A 19,227-nucleotide genomic window follows, 5' to 3' on the forward strand; every position below is an offset into this window, starting at 1 on the left:
CCCCCAAGCTAGGCAGTCCCGCTCGAACAATCAAGCAGTTTCGCGCAGTTTCACGCAGCACGCCTGCGCGTAGCTGCGCGGTTCCGTGGCACACCGATCCGCGGTGCGCGCAGGCCCCCTCGCGCACCGCCCCCCGGCCGGCACGGCGCCGGCTCGCCCATCACTCGCGCACGGCGCCCTCGATCATCCCCTTGATGAAATGCCGCTGGAGGAAGACGTAGAGCACCACGATCGGCAGCGCCACCATGACCGCGCCCGCCGCGAGGAGCGCCGTGCCCTGCGTGTACTGCCCCTGGAAGAACGCGAGACCGAGCGGCGCGGTGCGCACGGAGCCGTTCGGCGACATCACGAGCGGGATGAGGAATTCGTTCCACGTCCACATGAACGTCAGCAGCACGAGCGTCAGGACCGCGGGACGGCCGATCGGCACGAGCACCTGCCAGAGGATCCGCATGGAGCCCGCGCCGTCGAGGCGGGCCGCGTCGATGAGCGCGCGGCTCGACGTGCGGAAGTACGTCCGCATCCAGTACGTGCCGAACGCGATCGACATCGCGATCTGCGGCAGGGCGACGCCCCAGACCGTGTTCGTGAGCCCCAGGATCCGCAGGTCGAAGTAGAGCGGCACGATGAACGCCTCCGTGGGCACCATGATGCCGAGCAGGAACACGGAGAACACGACCCCGGCCCCGCGGAACTTCATGGTGCCGAGCGCGTATCCGGCGAGGATCGACGCGAGCACCGAGACGACGACCACGATGACGGCGACCACGACCGAGGTCAGCATGTACTGGCCGAAGCGGCCGATCTCCCAGGCCTCGGGGAAGTTCTCCGGGTGGAACCATCCGCCCTCCCGCGCGGCCGACGCGTTCTGCGGGCCGAAGGCGAGCGAGACGATGACGGCGATCGGGCCGAGGACGATGAGCGCGAACGCGACGAGCACGACGTAGTTCGCGGCGCGTTCGATCGGCGACACCTTCACTTGCGATCTCCGATCAGGTTCACGACGCCGTTGATGGCGAAGACGATGATGGTCAGCACGACGCCCACGGCGGTCGCCACGCCGACCTCGCCGAGCTCGAACGCCCGCCGGTAGATCTCATAGCTCGGCACCGTCGTCGACGTGCCCGGCCCGCCGCTCGTTGTGACGTAGACGAGGTCGAAGGTCTTCAGCGCCGCGACGATCGTGAGCGTGAGGGCGACCGTGATCTCCCCGCGCACCATCGGCAGCGTGATGGCGAAGAACTCGCGCGCCGGGCCCGATCCATCGAGCCGGGCGGCCTCGTACAGCTCGCGCGGCACCCGGCTCATTCCGGCCATGAGCAGCACGGTCACGAGGCCCGTGCAGACCCAGGTGCCGATGAGCCCGACCGCGGGCAGGGTGAACGTGTAGTCGCCGAGCCACGGGCGGGCCAGCGCACCGAGCCCGATCAGGCGCAGGAACCCGTTGAGCGGACCGTCGGGCGCGTAGATCTGGCGCCAGGTGACGGCGACGACGACCATGGCGATGACCTGCGGCAGGAAGATCACGCTGCGGAAGAAGCCGAGCCCCCGCACCTGTGCGCGCGTCAGCAGGCTCGCGAGCAGCAGTCCGATCGCGAGCGGCAGCACCGCGTAGAAGAACACGAGCACGAGGGCGTGCCAGAACGCTTCGCGGAGACGGGGATCCTGCAGGATCTCGGCGTAGTTCGCGAGTCCCACGAAGGTGGATGCCCCGAGCCCGTCCCATTCGAACAGCGAGTACTGCGCGGCCCGGCCCAGCGGGAAGAGCAGGAACGCTCCATAGAGCAGGATGGCCGGAGCCAGGTACGCCCACGGAACCCACGCCGATCGGGCGGAGCGCCGCGTGGCGCTCCGCCCGATCGTGGTCGAGCCGTCACTCATTGCTCGCGACGAACTCCGAGTAGTCGGCCTCGAGGGTCTCGGTGAACTGCTCCGGCGTCGCCTGCCCCGCAAGCAGGTCCTGAAGGGCCTGCCCCATCGTGTCGGCGAACGTCGGCGTCGCGTAGTCGAGGTAGGGCAGCAGCGCGCCCTCACCCGTCACGGTGTCGAAGACCGTGAACACGTCGGCGAGCACGCCCTCGCTCGGGGCGAGCTCGGCCGTGCGGTTCACCGGCAGGTTGCCCGTCTCGGCCAGCACGTCCATCGCCTCGTCACTCGTGATGAAGTCGATGTACGCGGCGGCGACGTCGGTGTTGTCGGCCGCCGAGGTGATCGTGAACGGCAGCCCGGTGCCGCCCGTGGTGGCCGGAGTGCCGTCGGCGCGGTTCGGCACGAAGAAGCCGACGTCCTCGCCCATGGCGTCGGCGAGGTCGGCCGCGAGCCACGAGCCGCCGATGAGGAAGACCCCGTCGCCGCCGGCGAGCGCCTGCCAGGCCGCGTCGTAGTCGGTGCCGTTCACGCCCTCGTTGAAGTACCCGGCCTCGACCCAGCCCTGCAGGGTCGACGCGGCCTCCACGTTCTCGGGCGTGGTCCAGCTCTGACCAGCGTTGCCGAGCCCGAGGTCGGTGATCACCTCGGCGTCGACGACGTCGCCCTGGACGGGGCCGAAGACGTGCAGCGCCGGCCACTGCTCGATATTGCCGAGCTGCATCGGCGTCTCGCCGGCGGCCTTGGCGGCCTCGAGGGCCGCCTCGAACCCGGCCCAGTCGGTCGGCACCTCGAGGCCGAGGCCCTCGAGCTTCGACTTGGAGTAGAAGACGCCGACGACCTCGCCGACCTGCGGCAGGCCGTAGAGGTCGCCGTCGCCGAACACGGTGGCGTCCTCGCTGTAGGTCGAGTACTGCAGCACCGACGGCGAGTACCGGTCGAACCATCCGTAGGCCTCGGCGTAGTCGTCGAGGGGGCGGAGCTGCCCGGCTGCGACGAACTGGCCCATCGTGTTGCGGCCGTTGTTGGCCTGCACGACGTCGGGAGCGTCGGCGTCGGTGAGCGCGAGGCGGAGGGTCGTCGCGAGGTCGTCGAACGACTGCGAGTTCCGCTCGATCGTGACGTTCGGGTACTTCTCCATGAACGCCTCGTTGAGCTGCTCCATCTGCTCGTTCTGGCCGCCGCGCACCTCCTGGTCCCAGACGGTGAGCGTGACGTCGCCGACGCCGGAGATGTCGGTGCTGATCTCTCCGCTGTCGGCCGTGCCGCCGGAGTCGCCGCCCGTGCCGGGGGCGCAGCTCGTGAGGGCGACGACGAGTGCCGCGCCGCTCAGGGCCGCAGCGGTCAGTCGGGTGTTCCGTCTCATGATGTACCTCTCTTGTCGGGGAACGATCGCCGGGCTGCTGTGGCTCCGTATTCGGCGAACGGCAGGGTGAACTCGGCTCTCCGGCGTCCGGATGTCTCGTCGGGAGCCTCGTCGAGGAAGGCGAATCGGGCGGCGAGCTCGGCATCGCCGGCCGCGCGCACGCGCGAACGCCAGTCGGCGAGGTCGCCCCAGCCGGGCGCGGCGAGCGCGCCGCCGGGCTGCTCGACCGCGAGCGCCGCGCAGAGCGCCGCGAACGACAGGCGGTCGGGGAGCGCCCAGTCGCGCAGGGTGCCGAGCACGAGGGCGGCGCCGAAGACGTCGCCGGCGCCCGTGGCATCCGTGCCGCGCGCGGGGACGGCGGGCACGACGACCTCGTCGCCGCTCGCGGAATCGATCGCGACGGCGCCGTGCTCGCCGCGCGTGACGACGACGAGCGGCACGAGGTCGGCGAGCGCGCGGGCGGCCGCGAGTGCGGAGTCGGTGCGGGTGTAGGCCATCGCCTCCGACTCGTTGGGCGTGAACGCGAAGCAGTCGGCGAGCGGGGCGAGGTCGGCCGGGTCCCACCGCTCGCTCGAGTCCCAGCCGATGTCGGCGAAGATCTTCGTGCCGGTGTGGGCCGCGTCCCGCCACCAGGCGTCGGGCTCGCGGCCGCGTGCGGCGCCGAGGTCGACGAAGGTCGCCCGGGCTGCTGCCCCGGCGACGAGCTCCGCTGCGGTGTGCGGCGCGACTTCCTCGCGCGTGACCATGCTGCGATCGCTGCCGGAGGCGATCGAGACGGTGACCGGGGTGGGCCAGCCGGGCACGAGGCGCGAGCGCGCGAGGTCGATGCCCTCGTGGTCGCCGAGGACGTCCCAGCACCAGCGACCGTAGACGTCGTCGCCGATCGTCGCGGCGAGGGAGGTGGACAGGCCGAGCCGGGCGGTCGCGACGGCGAGGTTGGCCACGCCTCCGGGGCTCGCGGCGAGGCCGTCTGCGTGGACCTCGGTGCCCGGGCGGGGCGCGCCGTTCACCTCGGTGAACACCAGGTCGAAGAACACCGGCCCGGTGAGCAGCACGTCGACGCGGTCGTCGGCAGCCCGTTCCGCCACGCATCCTCCTTGATTGCGATCGCTGGCGCGATCGTCGATCGGCTTTGACTGAACATACTCTCGAATGAACGATGCTGCGTCAATCACTGCTCGAAAACGTCAACGAATGCTCGAAGTTGACTGCTACCATCGGCGTCATGCTCACAGCAACGCGGCAGGCTCAGATCCTGAACTCCCTGCGCACCGACGGCGAAGTCACCGTCGAAGAGCTCGCCGTGCAGTTCGGCGTCTCGCTCTCGACGATCCGCCGCGACCTCAACGCCCTCAGCGCCGAGGGCCTGCTGCGCCGTGTGCGCGGCGGGGGCAGCATCGAGCCCGACCAGATCCCCTTCATCGACGTCGAGCGTCAGCACGCGCCCGAGAAGTCGCGCGTCGCCGAGCGCGCGGCCGCGCTCGTCGCGGAGGGCGACGTCGTCATCATCGACATCGGCACCACGACCGCCCTGCTCGCGCGACAGCTCCGCGGCCGCCGCATCACGGTGATCACCTCGAGCCTCGCGGTCATCGACGAACTCCGCGACGACGACGTCGTGGAGCTCATCGTGCTCGGCGGCGCGGTGCGCAAGAACTACAACTCGATGATCGGCACCCTCACCGAGCAGGCGCTCGCGCAGATCCGTGCGACGACCTGCTTCCTCGGCACGAGCGGCGTCCGCGCCGACGGCACCATCTCCGACACCACGGGCATGGAGGTGCCCGTCAAACGGGCCATGATCGAGTCGTCCCAGCGCACCGTCGTGCTCGCCGACGCCTCGAAGTTCCCCGGCGTCGGGGTGCTGAGCGTGTGCGGCCCGGAGCAGATCTCCGCGGTCGTCACGAACGACGACGCCGACGCGGCGACCCTCGAGGTGCTGCGCCAGGCCGGCGTGGAGGTGATGGTCGCGTGAAGCTCACCATCATCGGCGGCGGCGGGTTCCGCGTGCCCCAGGTGTTCGAGGCGGTCGCCGCCGACGACGCCCCCGTGCGCATCGACGAGCTCGTGCTGTACGACGTGAGCGCGTCGCGCCTCGACACCATCGGCGCGATCGTGTCGCGGCTCGCGCAGGAGCGCCGCCACGCGCCGGTCATCACGACGACCACCGACCTCGAGGAGGCGCTCACCGGCGCCGACTTCGTGTTCAGCGCCGTGCGCATCGGCGGCACGCGCGGGCGCGTCCTCGATGAGCGCACGGCCCTCGAGCTCGGCGTGCTCGGCCAGGAGACGGTGGGCCCCGGCGGCCTCGCCTACGCGCTGCGCACGGTGCCGTTCATGACCCGCCTCGCCGAGACCATCCGCCGCGTCGCCCCCGAAGCGTGGGTGATCAACTTCACGAACCCGGCCGGCATCGTCACCGAGGCGATGCAGCGCGTGCTCGGCGACCGCGTGGTCGGCATCTGCGACACGCCGATCGGGCTCATGCGCCGCGCCGCCGCCGCGGCCGGCAGCGCCCCGGGTGAGATCGCCTTCGACTACGTCGGCCTCAACCACCTGGGCTGGCTTCGTTCGCTGACCGCCGGCGGGCGGGAACTGCTCCCCGGACTGCTGGAATCGGATGCCTCGCTGCAGACCATCGAGGAGGCCCGTCTGATGGGCTTCGACTGGGTGCGCGCGATCGGCGCCCTGCCCAACGAGTACCTCTATTACTACTACTTCACGCGCGAGGCGACCGCCCGCATCCGTGCGGCGGCATCGACGCGCGGCGAGTTCATCGACCGGCAGCAGTCGACGTTCTACGGTGCACCCGGCGACGACCCCCTCGCGACGTGGCTCACGGCCCGTCACGAACGGGAGGCGAGCTACATGGCCGAGAGCCGCGCCGAGGACGAGGAACGACACGAGTCCGACGTCGACGGCGGCGGCTACCACCAGGTGGCGCTCGATCTCATGGCGGCGCTCGCGAGCGGACGCTCCGCGACGATGATCCTCAACGTGCGCAACAACGCGCTGGTGCCGCAGTTGCCGGAGGACGCGGTCGTCGAGGTGGGCTGCGTGGTCGACGCCGACGGCGTGCACCCGTGGCCGATCGCCCCCGTCACGGGCGAGATGCTCGGGCTCGTCTCGCAGGTGAAATCGGCGGAGCGGCTCGTCATCGGTGCCGTGCACGAGCGCTCGCGCCAGCTCGCGTGGCGCGCGTTCGCCGCGCACCCGCTCGTCGACTCGGTCGCGGTCGCCCGGTCGCTGGTCGACCGCTACACGCAAGGGTTCCCCGAGATCGGCGAGCTGCTCGCGCGGGCGTAGGCGCACGCAGAGGGCTCTCGGCGGCGCCCGCCGCATCGGAGGTCCCGCCTAGGCTCGAAGCATCGACACCACCGTTCCCCGGCGGCGCATCGGCGCCGTCGACCGAGACATCCTGCGCCTCGCCGTGCCCGCGCTCGGCGCGCTCATCGCCGAGCCCCTGTTCCTGCTCGCCGACACCGCCATGGTCGGCCACCTCGGCGCCGAGCCGCTCGCCGGGCTCGGACTCGCGAGCGCCGTGCTGCAGACGATCATCGGGCTCATGGTGTTCCTCGCCTACGCGACGACCCCGGCGGTCGCACGGCGCCTCGGCGCCGGCGACGAGCGCGGGGCGGTCACCGCGGGCGTCGACGGGCTCTGGCTCGCGCTCGGGCTCGGCATCGTGCTCGCCGTCGCCGGCTGGCTGGCGTCGCCCTGGCTCGTCGGGGTCTTCGGCGCGTCGGAGGCCGTCGCGGACGAGGCATCCGTCTACCTGTCGATCTCGATGGCCGGACTGCCGGCCATGCTCGTCGTATTCGCGGCGACCGGGCTGCTGCGGGGGCTGCAGGACACGCGCACCCCGCTCTGGGTCGCCGGCGTCGGCTTCGGCGCGAACATCGCGTTGAACTTCGTCTTCATCTACGTCGCCGGGCTCGGGCTCGCGGGGTCCGCGCTCGGCACCGTCGTCGCCCAGTGGGCCATGGTGGCGGTGTATCTCGTGGTGATCGCGCGCCACGTGCGGCGGACCGGGGCGAATCCGAGACCGCACCGGGCCGGACTGCTGCGCGGCGCGGCGTCGGGGGGCTGGCTGTTCCTGCGGACCGCAAGCCTGCGGGCGGCGCTGCTCTTCGCGACCTGGTCGGCGACGGCGCTCGGCCCCGACGAGCTCGCCGCGTACCAGGTGGTCATCTCGCTGTACTTCACGCTCGGGTTCGCGCTGGACGCGCTCGCGATCGCGGCGCAGGCACTCATCGGCCGCGATCTCGGCGCGGGCGACGTCACTGCGGTCCGCCAGGTGCTGCGCCGATGCGTGCAGTGGGGCGTCGGCGCGGGCGCCGTGCTCGGCCTGGTCGTCATCGCCACGGCGTGGGTGCTGCCCGGCGTCTTCACGTCGTCCGCGACGGTCGCCGCGCTTCTGCCGCCCGCCCTCGTCGTGCTCGGCCTGTCAGCACCGCTCGGCGGCCTCGTGTTCGTGCTCGACGGCGTGCTCATCGGCGCCGGCGACGCGAGATACCTCGCCTGGACCGGACTCCTGAACCTCGCCGCCTACGTGCCGCTGGCCGTGCTCGCCGTGTGGCGGTCGACCTTCGGCGACGTCGAGGCATCCGTCTCGCTGGCGCTCGTGACCGGTGCCTTCGTGATCGGATACCTCGCGGCCCGCGCGGTGACGCTCGCGTTCCGTGCGCGGGGCGCCGTGTGGATGGTGACCGGCGCGGCGTGACCGCCCCGCACGGCGAGGTCAGTCGAGGAACGCGCGGAGGAACTGCCCCGCGACTCCGGCGACACGGGCGGCCGCCTCCCAGTCCACCCGCTGCCTGGCGTCGTCCGGAGTGTTCCAGACGAGGAGCAGGCCGGCGGTCGTCTCGACCACGAGGCCGATGCACACCATGAGTTGTTTCCGGAGCAGGTCGAGCGGGAAGCCGTCCTCGAACGGGATGGCGGCCGCGATCGTCACGTCCCCATCGCCGTCGATGCCGAGGGCCGGGAGACCGAACGTGTCGGCGTTCGCGCTCGCGAACACGGTCGCATCGGTGATCGTGACACCCATGATGTAGGCGAGCACGACGAGCCGGGTCGGCGCGACCCGCGAGGTGACCCCGTCCTCCCACTCCTTCTTCTCGGCGACCTGCAGCTCGATGCCGTCGACGACGAGGTGGTAGAACGGATTGCCGTCGGGGGCCGCGCGCCGAGTCAGCGGCACCTGATTGGCCGAGAAGGGCCAGCCCTTCGCCGGGTCGAAGAGATCGTCGAGCACCAACGTCGGCGTCAGCATGAACCGGACGTTACCCCGTGCGGGAACTGACTACCAGCCCCGGTTCGGGAGGTGCGAGCCTGCGGCGTCAGCCGGCGACGCGGGCCGTCGTGTCGCCGATGTGCAGCGTGCTCGTGAACGCGACCGACTCGGGCTCCTCGCCGGCGAGCAGCCGCACCACGGCCTCGCCGGCGGCGCGTCCCTTCGCCGCGGACGGCTGATCGAGCGTCGTGAGGTCGTGCTGCAGCCCGTCGACGCGGATGCCGTCGAACCCGATGACGCTGAGCTCCCCCGGCACGTCGATGCCGAGTTCCTCCGCGGCCTGGATGACGCCGGCGGCGAGCAGGTCGGACTGGGCGATGACGGCCGTGGGCCGCTCGCCGGGCGCGACGTCGAGCAGCGCGAGCCCGGCGACCCGCCCTTCCTCGATGGAGCTCGCCGCCGTTTCCACCGCGGGGGCGTCGGGGTAGACCTCCCGCGCGCCCGCGAGGCGTTCGAGGGTGACCTCGTTCGTCGCCCCGGCGAGGGCCTCGGCCGTCACCGGGCCGCGCGTCCGCACGGTGTCGAGCGGCAGGGCCACCACCGCGACGCGCTCGTGCCCGAGCTCGCGCAGGTACTCGGCTCCGCGACGGGTCGCCTCGAGGTTATCGATCGTGATGCGCGGGATGCCGCCGCCGACGGCGCACTCGATCGCGACGGTCGGGATGCCGCGACTGCGCAGCGCCTCGACCGACTGGGCGCTCCGCAGCCCGCACCAGAGCAGGACGACCGCGTCGACGGGCGCCGACTCGATCGACACCGTCGAGTCGCCCTCGCCGAGGTCGGGCAGGAGCAGCAGGCCCGCGCCGAGGGGTGCGATGCCCTCGGCGATGCCGTCGAGCGTGCGGATCTTCACGGGGTCGAGGAAGGCCGCGCGCACGCGCTCCTCGAGCACGACGCCGACGATGCCGGATCGGCCGCGGCGGAGCGACCTGGCTCGAGGGTCGGGGCCGGCGTACCCCAGCTCGGCTGCGGCGGCGAGCACGCGCTCCTTCGTGGCATCCGAAACCGGGCCCGACCCGCTGAACGCGAGCGACGCCGTCGACCCGGAGACGCCCGCCTTCGCGGCGACGTCGGCGAGGGTGGGATGCCTCGGCGCGGACTCACGGGACATGGCTGGTCGCTCCTCGGGGCGGCGGCCGTCGGCGGTCGCCGACACGCCCGATTGTAGGTCATCCGGCTCGAATCGATTCGAGCTTGGCTCCCGTCCGCCGATCGATCACTCAGCGCCGTGCGCCGACACCGCGGCGCGGAGCACGTCGACCAGCCTGGGGATCGCGGTCTCGTCGGCGCGCGCGTGCGCCGGGTCGAGCTGGCCGATCGACATGCCCAGGCAGTCCGGATGCCGCCACAGCGTGCGCAGCGCGGGCTCCAGCTGGGCGAGCGACGGCCCGCTGTTGCGGCCGTTGAGGTTCTCGGCGATCGGGGCGTCGAGGAAGTCGAGGACGTCGACGTCGAGGTGAACGACGAACGCGCCAGGCGACAGTGCGTCGAGGGCCGCCGCGGCCGCGGCCGCCGGCTGCCCGGAGAGCTCCGACTGCGGCACCACGCGGATGCCGAGCGCCTGGACCTGCGCGCGCTCCCAGTCGGTGCCCCCGGTCGGGTCGACACCGAGGTACACGAGGTCCTCGGGGGCGAGGAGACCAGGGCCGCCTGCGGCTGCGACGAGTTCGTGCGCGGCCCCCGGCAGACCGAGGGCATGGGCCATGCCCATCCAGCTCAACGAGCCGTCCGTGGTCGACGCGGGCGTGTTGAGGTCGAAATGGCGGTCGACGTAGACGAGGCGCGGTCGCCGCCCCGACCGGGCGACTGCGGCGCACAACCCGAGTGCGGCCGTGCAGCTCCCGCCGAGCACGAGCAACCGATCGCCGTCGGCGAGGAGCGGCGCCGCGGCACCTGCGAGCTCGTCGAGCGCTTCCACCTCCTCGTCGAGGTTCTGCACGAAGGGACGCTCGCGGTCTGGCGACCACAGCCGGGTCGTGAGGTCGCCCGCGTCGACCACGTCGTCGCCGCCGGCCGCCAGGGCCGTGACGAGCCCGGCGTCACGCAGCACGCCCGGCGCGCGCTCCACCCCGACGCAGTACGCCCCGGAACTGCTCGGGACCCCGAGCACCGTGATCTTCATGAACGCCCCCCTCGTCCCCGTCAGTCAAGCATCGGCAGCCCGAACGGGCCACCCCTGACGGGCGGCCGGGTCATCCGTCGGCGGCCGCGCTCGCGACCGGCGTCGGCGCCCCACGCGACATGATGCGCCGGAGCACGGCGTCCACGATCGCCCCGACCACGGCCGCCACGACGACGGCGAGCACGATCGCGAGCAGCGGCTGGTCGTGCAGCCAGTGCCCGGCGACGATGCCGAACAGCGCCGAATAGGCCGCCCACGCGACGCCCGCCGCGATCGAGAGCGGCAGGAAGCGGGCGAGCGGGTAGCCGGTCGCGCCCGCCGTGGCGTTCACGGCGATGCGTCCGACGGGGATGTACCGCGCCGTGAAGATGAGGAGGGCGCCGCGACGATCGAGACCGCGGCGCGCCCAGGCGATGGTGGACGCGACGCGGCCCCTGCGCATCCACCGGAACCGCGTCGTTCCGAGCCCCCGGCCGAGCTGGTACGCGATGTTGTCGCCCAGGATCGCACCCACCGCTGCCGCGGCGATGAGGAGCACGAGGTTCGGCTCGCCGGTCGCCACGGAGACGGTCGCCGCGCCGACGACCACCGTCTCGCTCGGCACCGGCGGGAAGAAGCCGTCGATCACGCACACGGCGATCACGACCGCGTACACCCACGGGGAGGCCGCGAGGTCGGTCACGAGGTCGGTCAGCTGCGCGATCAGGTCCATGTCGGCGACGCTACGAGCGGAGCACGGGGCCGCACATCACCCCGAGGTCAGGGCCCACCCCTGACCTTCGTCGGGGGTGCGCGCACCTCCTCGTTCCTACGATGGAGGGATGCAGCAGCGCGTCGACCCCGACCGTCGGGGGATGCCGGTCGCGGTCGGGGTCGCCCTCCTCGCCGCCGCGACCGCGACGACGCTCCCCGTCGCGCGCTGGGGCGACTCCGCCGTCGTCCTGCTGGTGGTGCCCGCGGCCGTCGCCGGATACGTCGCCGGGCGACGCCTGCCGACGCTCGCTCCCGCCGTGCTCACCTTCACGCTGATGCTGGCGGCGTTGCTCCCGACGTCGTTCCTCCTTCCCGACGGCGCCCCGCTCGGCGACTGGCTGGTGAGCGTGCTCATCGCGCTGCTCGCCGTGGTCGCGCCGTGGTGGGTCGGGCGATACCGATTCCTGCGCGCCGAGCAGCGGGAGTCGGACGCCGCGGTCCTCGCCGAGCGGGCACAGGAAGAGGAGCGCGCGCGCATCGCCGACGATCTGCACGACACCATCGGCCACGAGCTCGCGCTGATCGCCGTGCAGGCCGGAGCGCTTGAGCTGTCACCGGAGCTGGCGCACGACCAGCGCGAGCAGTTCCGCGAGCTCCGGGAGGCCGCCGTGCGGGCGAGCGGGCGCCTTCGCGACGTGGTCCGGATGACTCGTCCCGACGGCCCCAGCCGGCTGACCCCGGCCGGCGGAGTCGACCTCGACGCGCTCGTGGCCGGGGCGCGCGACGCCGGCATGACGGTCCGCGCCGAGCTCGACCGACGCGTGCTCGCGGAGGCGCATCCGCTGCTCGCCGAGCTCGCGGCCCGGACGCTCCGGGAAGGGCTGACGAACTCCGCCCGGCACGCTGCCGGGGCCGCGGTCGACGTCGAGCTGGTTGCCGACCCCGGCGGCGGGTTCATCCTCTCGGTGCGCTCGGCTGCCATGCCCGAGCCGGGCACGCTCGACGCTCCAGCACACGCCGAGGTACTGGGCGGGCCAGGTGCCGGCCACGGCATCCCGAGCCTCCGCCGCCGCGCAGACGCCCTCGGTGCGAGCCTCGACGCCGGGCCTGCCGACGACGGCTTCCTGCTCCGGCTGCATGCCCCGGCGCGACCGGCGCCGACCGGATCACGCGCCGCCGAGCCCGCCGACCCGGCGCTGCGGTCGAACGCGCGAGCGGTCCGGCGCCGAGCGCTGCAGGCCTCCGTCGTGCCGGGGCTGATCCTCGCGCTCGCGCTCGCCGGATTCGTGGTGGTGCAGGCGGTCACGGTCACGCAGACCGCGATCTCGTCGGCGACGTACGACCGCATCGACCTCGGCACGCCGCGGTCCGAGCTCTCCGGGGTGCTCCCCGCCGGGCTTCCCGCCCCCGCCCCCGTCGTCGCCGAACCGTCAGCGCCCGACGGGGCCGACTGCGAGTACTACGCCGCCCGCGACGGGTGGCTGCACTTCACCGATGCGACGTACCGCCTCTGCTTCCGGGAGGGCGTGCTCGTCGAGAAGACCGCGCTCGGGGAGGCGCCGTGATCCGGGTGCTGATCGCCGACGACGAGGCCATGATCCGGGTCGGCGTGCGCTCGATCCTCCAGTCGGATCCCGGCATCGAGGTCGTCTTCGAAGCCGTCGACGGGCGGGAGGCGATCGCCGGGGCCCGCAGGCACCGGCCCGACGTCGCCGTGCTCGACATCCGGATGCCCGGCGTCGACGGCCTGGCCGCGGCCGCCGAGCTCGCCGCGACCGTGCCCGACACCCGAGTCGTCATGCTCACCACATTCGGAGAGGACGACTACGTCGAGCGCGCGCTCGGCGGCGGCGCGCTCGGGTTCCTCCTGAAGGCCGCAGACCCGCGCGAGCTGATCGCCGGGGTCAAGGCGGTCGCCGCCGGCGGCGCCTACCTCTCGCCCGAGATCACCCGCCGGGTGATCGCCCCGTACCTCGACGCCGCACCCAGCCGCGACGCGCGGGCGGCCGTCGCCTCGCTCACCGCTCGGGAACGCGACGTGCTCGCCCTCCTCGGCAACGGAGCGTCGAACGCCGAGATCGGCGACCGGCTGCACCTCGTCGAGGGCACCGTCAAGGGACACGTCAGCGCGATCCTCCTGAAGCTCGGCGCCCGCAACCGGGTCGAGGCCGCCGTCGTCGCGCACCGCGCCGGCCTCGTCCCGGAGTGACCGACGGCGTCTCGTCACTCACGCACCCGTCGGTCACCCGCATCCGTCGGTCACCCGCACCCGTCCGCCCCCCGTTCGGACGCGATCGGGCGGGCTCACGCGCCCTAGGCTGACCGCATGACCACCGCCCTCATCACCGGCGCCAGCTCGGGGCTCGGCGCCGAGTTCGCCCGGCAGCTCGCCGCCAAGGGCGCCGACCTCGTCCTCGTCGCCCGCGACCGTGAGGCGCTCGAGCAGGTCGCCGCCTCCGTCCGCGACCGCTTCGGCGTCGACGTCGAGGTGCTCCCCGCAGACCTCCTCGACCCGACCGACCGCGATCGCGTGGTCGCGAGGGTGGCGGATGCCGCCCGCCCCGTCGAGGTGCTCGTGAACAACGCCGGCTTCGGCCTGCCGCTCGACTTCGCCCGGAACGACGTCGACGACGAGGTCCGCCACCTCGGGCTGCACGTCGAGGCGCCGCTCCGGCTCATGCACGCCGCGTACGGCCCGATGCTCGCACGCGGCCACGGGCGCATCATCAACGTCGCGTCGGTCGCCGGGTTCATCCCGCGCTCGACGTACGGCGCGTGCAAGGGCTGGCTGATCTCGTTCAGCCGCTGGGCGAACGACCGCTACGGTGCGGAGGGCGTCACCACCACGGCCGTCTGCCCCGGCTTCACGCACACGAGCTTCCACGAGCGCATGGGGCTGCCGCCGGGCGAAGAGGGCATCCCCGGCTGGATGTGGCTCGACGCGCGCGCCGTCGTCGCCGAGGGACTCCGTGATGCGGCGCGCGGCAAGGCCGTGTCGGTGCCGTCGCTGCGGTACCGCCTGCTCGTCGGGCTCGCCGGACTCCTGCCGGCACGCATCACCGCCCGCGTCGGCGAGCGCGGGCGCTGACCCGGGCGACCGCGGGCGCTGGCCGCCCCGCCGCGGCGTGCACCGACGCCGGTTCCGCTCAGCCCCCGAGCACCTCGTCGCGCGCCGCGGCGAACGCCTCGACGCACCGGCGGATCTCGTCTTCGGTGTGCGCGGCCGAGAGCTGGACGCGGATGCGTGCGAGTCCCTTCGGCACCACCGGGTACGAGAACGCGGTGACGTAGACGCCGCGCCGCTGCAGGGCGTCGGCGATGCGGGCGGTCACGGCGGCGTCGCCGAACATGACCGGCACGATGGCGTGCTCGCCGGGGAGCAGCTCGAAGCCGGAGGCATCCATCAGCTCGCGGAACAGCGCCGCGTTCGCCTTCAGCCGCTCGCGCAGCTCGCCCGACCCGGCGAGCAGGTCGAGTGCCTGCAGCGTGCCGGCGACGATCGCCGGCGCCAGCGTGTTGGAGAACAGGTACGGGCGGGCGCGCTGGCGGAGGAGGTCGACGATTTCCTGACGGGCTGCGACGTATCCGCCGGATGCCCCGCCCAGCGCCTTGCCGAACGTGCCGGTCGTGATGTCGACCCGGCCCTCGACGCCGCACGCCTCGGGGGTGCCGCGGCCGTGCTCGCCGACGAACCCGACGGCGTGGGAGTCGTCGACGAAGACGAGCGCGTCGTAGCGGTCGGCGAGGTCGCAGATCTCTGCGAGGGGCGCGAGGTAGCCGTCCATCGAGAACACGCCGTCGGTGACGATGACGCGGCGGCGGGCGTCGGCGGCCTCCTGCAGCTTCGCCTCGAGGTCGGCAAGATCGCGATTGCGGTAGCGGAAGCGGCGCGCCTTCGAGAGCCGGATGCCGTCGATGATCGACGCGTGGTTCAGCTCGTCCGAGATGATCGCGTCCTCGGGCCCGAACAGCACCTCGAAGACGCCGCCGTTCGCGTCGAAGCACGACGAGAAGAGGATCGTGTCGTCGTAGCCGAGGAAGTCGGCGACCTTGCGTTCGAGCTCGAGGTGCTGGGTCTGCGTGCCGCAGATGAACCGCACGCTCGCCATGCCGTAGCCCCACTCGTCGAGGCCGCGGTGCGCCGCCGCCACGATGCGCGGGTCGTTGGCGAGTCCGAGGTAGTTGTTGGCGCAGAAGTTGAGCACCTCCTGGCCGGCGACCTCGACCTCCGACGACTGCGGGCCGACGATGCCGCGCTCTCGTTTGGTGAGGCCGGCCGCCTCGATCTCGTCGAGCTCGGCTCGCAGCTGCTCCTTCACCGATCCGTACATGCTCAGACCTCCGTCCAGTCGAGGATGACTTTGCCGACGCCGCCGGACTCGGCGGCGTCGAAGGCGGCGCGCCAGTCTCGCGCCGCGAAGCGATCGGAGATGATGGAGGCCACCCGCTCGCGGAGCACGTCGCTGGTCTGCAGCATCGCGCTCATCGAGTTCCAGGTCTCGAACATCTCGCGGCCGTAGATGCCCTTCAGAGTCAGCATGTGGGTGACGACTTTGCCCCAGTCGATCTCGAACGGCTCGCTCGGCAGGCCGAGCAGGGCGATGCGGCCGCCGTGGTTCATGTTGTCGATCATCTGCGGCAGCGCCTTCGGCGCCCCGCTCATCTCGAAGCCGACGTCGAACCCCTCGCGCATGCCGAGCCGGCGCTGCACGTCGTGCAGGTCCTCGCTGCGCACGTCGACCGCGGCGTCGGCGCCCATGCGCTCGGCGAGGGCGAGCCGGGCGGGCGAGACATCCGTCGCGACGATGAACCGGGCGCCCACGTGGCGGGCGACGGCGATCGACATGAGCCCGATGGGGCCGCAGCCGGTGACGAGCACGTCTTCGCCGACGACCGAGAACGACAGGGCCGTGTGCACGGCGTTGCCGAAGGGGTCGAAGATCGCCGCGACCTCGGGCTCGACCGGCGCGTGGTGCACCCAGACGTTCTCGCCGGGGATCACCACGTACTCGGCGAAGGCGCCGTCGCGGTGCAGGCCGAGGCCGAGGGTGCGGATGCACATCTGCCGGCGGCCGGCGCGGCAGTTGCGGCACATGCCGCAGACGATGTGCCCCTCGCCGGAGACCAGGTCGCCGACCTCGACGTCGTGCACGAGCGGGCCGACCTCGACGACCTCGCCGGCGAACTCGTGGCCGGCGACGAGCGGCGTGCGGATGGTCGACGCGGCCCAGTCGTCCCACTGCTCGATGTGCAGGTCGGTGCCGCAGATGCCGGTGCGCAGCACCCGGATCTTCACGTCCGCCGGGCCGGGCTCCGGCTCCGGGCGGTCCACGAACTCGAACCCCGCGCCGGGGGCGGGCTTGAAGAGGGCCTTCATCGATACCTCGTCGTTCAGAGCACGAGCCACTGGGTGCGGCGGCTCATGCGGGTGGTCCGGTGGGTGCGCCGGATGACTCAGCCATCGTACCGACGCGCGGGTCGCCGGTCAGGCGGGCACGGATGCCTCGACCTGGCCGCGCTCGAAGTAGGCGACGAGGTCGGGGTCGAGCTGAGGGACCGCGAGCGCCGACCCGTCGCCGCGGAGCGAGGTGGTGGCGAGGATGCCGGCCGCGACGGCCTCGCGTGCGGCGACGGGCGAGGTCTCGGTGAGACCGCCGTCGCGGACGAAGCGGAGGAACTCGGCGATGAGCAGCGCGTCGGCACCCTCGTGCCCGGCGTCGGCGACCTCGGGGACGATGAACGTCTCGTCCGCGGGCGCGGCGCCGTGGTGGCGCCGGTTCCAGAGCCGCACCTCGCTGCCGGCCGTGTCGCCGAGGTTCTCGATGCGCCCCTCGGTGCCGATGACGGTGTAGTTGCGCCAATAGTCGGGCGCGAAGTGGCACTGCTGGTAGGAGGCGAGCACGCCGTTCGCGAGGTGCAGGTTCACCATGGAGACGTCCTCGACGTCGATGACGGGGTTGAGCCCGGTCATCGAGGCGGGCGGCCAGTTGTCGAGGCTGAACCAGTCGGGCATCCGTTCTCCGCTGCGGTCGCGCCGGTCGGCGATGTCGCCGTAGACGCTGAGCGACCCCATGGCCGCGACCCGGTCGGTGTACGCGCCGGCGAGCCAGTGGATGACGTCGAGGTCGTGGGCGCCCTTCTGCAGCAGGAGGCCGGTGGTGCGGCGCCGGTCGGCGTGCCAGTCCTTGAAGTAGTAGTCGCCGCCGTTGCCGACGAAGTGCCGGCACCAGACGGCTTTCACCTCGCCGATGCGGCCCTCGAGGATGAGGCGGCGCATGAGGGCGACCACCGGCATGTGGCGCATGTTGTGGCCGACGTAGAGTCGGGTGCCCGTGCGCCGCGCGGTCTCGAGGATGGCATCGGCGTCGGCGAGGTCGATCGCGAGCGGCTTCTCGCAGAACACCGCGACGCCGGCCTCGAGCGCCGCGATCGCGATGCGGGCGTGGGTGTCGTCGGGCGTCAGCACCATGACGGCGTCGAGGCCGGCCGCGAGCAGCTCGTCGAGCGAGTCGGTGACGAGCGCGTCGGGGTACTCGGCCGCCGCGGCGGCGCGGGCGCGCTCGTCGAGGTCGCAGACGGCGACGACGCGCGAGCCTTCGCCCGGTCGGTGCGTCTCGCGACGCAGGCTGGCACGTGCGCCGAAGCCGACGATGCCGATCTTGAGGTCCACTGGTGGTGCTCCTTACAGCTGGTGGTGGAGAGGATGCCGCGGGCGTCGGGGGCCGGACGACCCCGGGCGACCGGCGAGCCGGCACCGGGGCGAGCCGCGGGCGAGCCGGCACCCGGTCTGGCCGGCGGCGCCGGTCAGGCCGGCCGGCGGGCGGCGGGCGGTGCGTCGAGGTCGGTGGATGCCCCCGGGAAGAGCGACCACGGGAACTCGTGCAGCTGCCCGCCCGAGGGCTCGGGGTCGAGCGCGCGCCCGACGATGATGCGCGCCTGGCGGTCGTAGAAGTCGGTGGGGCCGACGGTCGTGAGCGTCGGCGCGACGAGCCGGGCGTCGGGGGTGTTGCCGACGCCCACGACCGCGACATCGTGCGGCACCCGCAACCCGAGCATGTGCGCCGCGTTGATGGCCGCGATCGCCGCGAAGTCCGTCGTCGCGTAGATCGCCGTCGGCCGCTCGGGCGCAGAGAGGAGCTCGACTGCGGCCGAGAACGCGCTCGCCTGCGTGTCGGCGAAGGCCGCCGTCCACCGCGGGTCGGCGCGGAGACCGTGCTCCCGCATCCGCTCGAGGTACGGCGTCACGCGCGTGACGCCGCGCTCGGCCCCCGCGACGGCGCCGGCCGCGGCGAGGCATCCGATCGCGGTGTGCCGCTCGAGGAGGTGATCCATCGCGAGGTAGCAGCCCGGGATCGCGTCCGAGCGGATCACGTCGTAGCCCTCGGGCTCGAGCGTCTCGGAGAAGACGACGAGCCGCTGGCCGCGGTCGACGAGGTCGGCGAGCTTCACCCGCGCGTCCCCGTCTGCGCCGGCCGCATCGAGGTAGGCGACATCCGATTCGACCCGGTCGAGCGCCGTGTGCCAGTCGCCGTCGGCGAGGATGAGCGTCGTCAGCCCGTGCCGGTTCGCCTCCGCGTTCACGGCGTCGGCGACCGCGAGCGACCACGGGTCGCTCAGCATGTGCAGCGAGAGCTGCACCATGCCGCTGCGCCCCGTGCGCATCGCGCGCGCGGCGCTGTTCGGCCGGTAGTTCAGCCGCTCGGCGGCGTCGAGCACCCGCTTCGCGGTCTCCTCGGCGACGCCGGGACCGTCGGAGCCCGACCGACCGGAGAAGACGTACGACACCGTCGCGGTCGACACCCCCGCGAGCTCGGCGACCATGCGGAGCGTGGGCCGCCGGCGGCCGTTGCCTCGAGCGACGGCGTCACTGGTGCGTGGCATCCG

18 protein-coding genes are annotated in these 19,227 nt (G+C 72.7%); 6 read left to right on the forward strand and 12 right to left on the reverse strand.

What is annotated here, in order from left to right; translation table 11 throughout:
* Positions 1 to 160: 160 nt before the first annotated feature.
* Genes ABIQ69_RS16420 through ABIQ69_RS16435 form a run of 4 tightly spaced genes read right to left on the reverse strand, consistent with a single transcriptional unit; the run spans position 161 to position 4,320 of the window.
* On the reverse strand, positions 161 to 979 hold the full coding sequence (locus ABIQ69_RS16420; protein WP_350348194.1) for a carbohydrate ABC transporter permease: 819 nt from the start codon (positions 977 to 979) through the stop codon (positions 161 to 163).
* Complete coding sequence (locus ABIQ69_RS16425; protein WP_350348195.1) at positions 976 to 1,881, reverse strand: sugar ABC transporter permease; 906 nt, start codon at positions 1,879 to 1,881, stop codon at positions 976 to 978. Before ABIQ69_RS16425 ends, ABIQ69_RS16420 begins: the two co-directional genes overlap by 4 nt.
* Positions 1,874 to 3,232 carry an extracellular solute-binding protein gene (locus tag ABIQ69_RS16430; RefSeq protein WP_350348196.1) on the reverse strand — a complete coding sequence of 453 codons (1,359 nt, stop codon included), beginning with the start codon at positions 3,230 to 3,232 and terminating at the stop codon, positions 1,874 to 1,876. Before ABIQ69_RS16430 ends, ABIQ69_RS16425 begins: the two co-directional genes overlap by 8 nt.
* Positions 3,229 to 4,320, reverse strand: coding sequence for a PfkB family carbohydrate kinase (locus ABIQ69_RS16435; protein ID WP_350348197.1), 1,092 nt, complete (start codon positions 4,318 to 4,320; stop codon positions 3,229 to 3,231). Before ABIQ69_RS16435 ends, ABIQ69_RS16430 begins: the two co-directional genes overlap by 4 nt.
* Before the next feature lie 137 nt (positions 4,321 to 4,457).
* Here ABIQ69_RS16435 and ABIQ69_RS16440 point away from each other — a divergent pair, with 137 nt between their 5' ends.
* The 3 genes from ABIQ69_RS16440 to ABIQ69_RS16450 all read left to right on the forward strand — a co-directional run bounded on the left by ABIQ69_RS16440 (position 4,458) and on the right by ABIQ69_RS16450 (position 7,955).
* Positions 4,458 to 5,207 (forward strand): DeoR/GlpR family DNA-binding transcription regulator, encoded by a 750-nt coding sequence (locus ABIQ69_RS16440; RefSeq protein WP_350348198.1) that lies wholly within the window; start codon positions 4,458 to 4,460, stop codon positions 5,205 to 5,207.
* On the forward strand, positions 5,204 to 6,538 hold the full coding sequence (locus tag ABIQ69_RS16445) for a 6-phospho-beta-glucosidase (protein ID WP_350348199.1): 1,335 nt from the start codon (positions 5,204 to 5,206) through the stop codon (positions 6,536 to 6,538). The genes ABIQ69_RS16440 and ABIQ69_RS16445 overlap by 4 nt, the downstream gene beginning before the upstream one ends.
* 124 nt (positions 6,539 to 6,662) lie before the next feature.
* Positions 6,663 to 7,955, forward strand: coding sequence for an MATE family efflux transporter (locus ABIQ69_RS16450; RefSeq protein ID WP_350348200.1), 1,293 nt, complete (start codon positions 6,663 to 6,665; stop codon positions 7,953 to 7,955).
* A gap of 18 nt (positions 7,956 to 7,973) precedes the next feature.
* Here the strand turns inward: ABIQ69_RS16450 and ABIQ69_RS16455 are convergent, their stop codons facing one another.
* The 4 genes from ABIQ69_RS16455 to ABIQ69_RS16470 all read right to left on the reverse strand — a co-directional run bounded on the left by ABIQ69_RS16455 (position 7,974) and on the right by ABIQ69_RS16470 (position 11,362).
* Complete coding sequence (locus tag ABIQ69_RS16455; RefSeq protein ID WP_350348201.1) at positions 7,974 to 8,507, reverse strand: hypothetical protein; 534 nt, start codon at positions 8,505 to 8,507, stop codon at positions 7,974 to 7,976.
* Between the two features lie 67 nt (positions 8,508 to 8,574).
* The gene (locus tag ABIQ69_RS16460) at positions 8,575 to 9,639 is read right to left on the reverse strand and encodes a LacI family DNA-binding transcriptional regulator (protein ID WP_350348202.1); all 1,065 of its coding nucleotides are present in this window, start codon (positions 9,637 to 9,639) and stop codon (positions 8,575 to 8,577) included.
* A 105-nt stretch (positions 9,640 to 9,744) separates the two neighbouring features.
* Positions 9,745 to 10,650: an arginase family protein gene (locus ABIQ69_RS16465; RefSeq protein ID WP_350348203.1), complete on the reverse strand. Its 906-nt coding sequence runs from the start codon at positions 10,648 to 10,650 to the stop codon at positions 9,745 to 9,747.
* 70 nt (positions 10,651 to 10,720) lie between these two features.
* Positions 10,721 to 11,362, reverse strand: a complete 642-nt coding sequence (locus ABIQ69_RS16470) for a DedA family protein (protein WP_350348204.1) — start codon at positions 11,360 to 11,362, stop codon at positions 10,721 to 10,723.
* Positions 11,363 to 11,471: 109 nt separating this feature from the next.
* Here ABIQ69_RS16470 and ABIQ69_RS16475 point away from each other — a divergent pair, with 109 nt between their 5' ends.
* From ABIQ69_RS16475 to ABIQ69_RS16485, 3 genes are all read left to right on the forward strand, one after another.
* On the forward strand, positions 11,472 to 12,908 hold the full coding sequence (locus tag ABIQ69_RS16475) for a histidine kinase (RefSeq protein ID WP_350348205.1): 1,437 nt from the start codon (positions 11,472 to 11,474) through the stop codon (positions 12,906 to 12,908).
* Positions 12,905 to 13,552, forward strand: coding sequence for a response regulator transcription factor (locus tag ABIQ69_RS16480; RefSeq protein ID WP_350348206.1), 648 nt, complete (start codon positions 12,905 to 12,907; stop codon positions 13,550 to 13,552). The genes ABIQ69_RS16475 and ABIQ69_RS16480 overlap by 4 nt, the downstream gene beginning before the upstream one ends.
* 117 nt (positions 13,553 to 13,669) lie before the next feature.
* The gene (locus ABIQ69_RS16485; RefSeq protein ID WP_350348207.1) at positions 13,670 to 14,431 is read left to right on the forward strand and encodes an SDR family NAD(P)-dependent oxidoreductase; all 762 of its coding nucleotides are present in this window, start codon (positions 13,670 to 13,672) and stop codon (positions 14,429 to 14,431) included.
* 58 nt (positions 14,432 to 14,489) lie between these two features.
* On the opposite strand, the gene ABIQ69_RS16490 is transcribed toward ABIQ69_RS16485, so the two are convergent.
* The 4 genes from ABIQ69_RS16490 to ABIQ69_RS16505 form a co-directional block, all read right to left on the reverse strand.
* Entirely contained in the window at positions 14,490 to 15,674 is a 1,185-nt protein-coding gene (locus ABIQ69_RS16490; RefSeq protein ID WP_350348208.1) for a glycine C-acetyltransferase, read from the reverse strand.
* 2 nt (positions 15,675 to 15,676) lie between these two features.
* Entirely contained in the window at positions 15,677 to 16,720 is a 1,044-nt protein-coding gene (tdh, locus tag ABIQ69_RS16495) for an L-threonine 3-dehydrogenase (RefSeq protein WP_350348209.1), read from the reverse strand.
* Between the two features lie 108 nt (positions 16,721 to 16,828).
* On the reverse strand, positions 16,829 to 18,013 hold the full coding sequence (locus ABIQ69_RS16500) for a Gfo/Idh/MocA family oxidoreductase (RefSeq protein ID WP_350348210.1): 1,185 nt from the start codon (positions 18,011 to 18,013) through the stop codon (positions 16,829 to 16,831).
* 134 nt (positions 18,014 to 18,147) lie between these two features.
* Positions 18,148 to 19,224 (reverse strand): LacI family DNA-binding transcriptional regulator, encoded by a 1,077-nt coding sequence (locus tag ABIQ69_RS16505; RefSeq protein ID WP_350348211.1) that lies wholly within the window; start codon positions 19,222 to 19,224, stop codon positions 18,148 to 18,150.
* Positions 19,225 to 19,227 lie beyond the last annotated feature (3 nt).

This window comes from Agromyces sp. G08B096, assembly GCF_040267705.1.
GTDB lineage: Bacteria > Actinomycetota > Actinomycetes > Actinomycetales > Microbacteriaceae > Agromyces.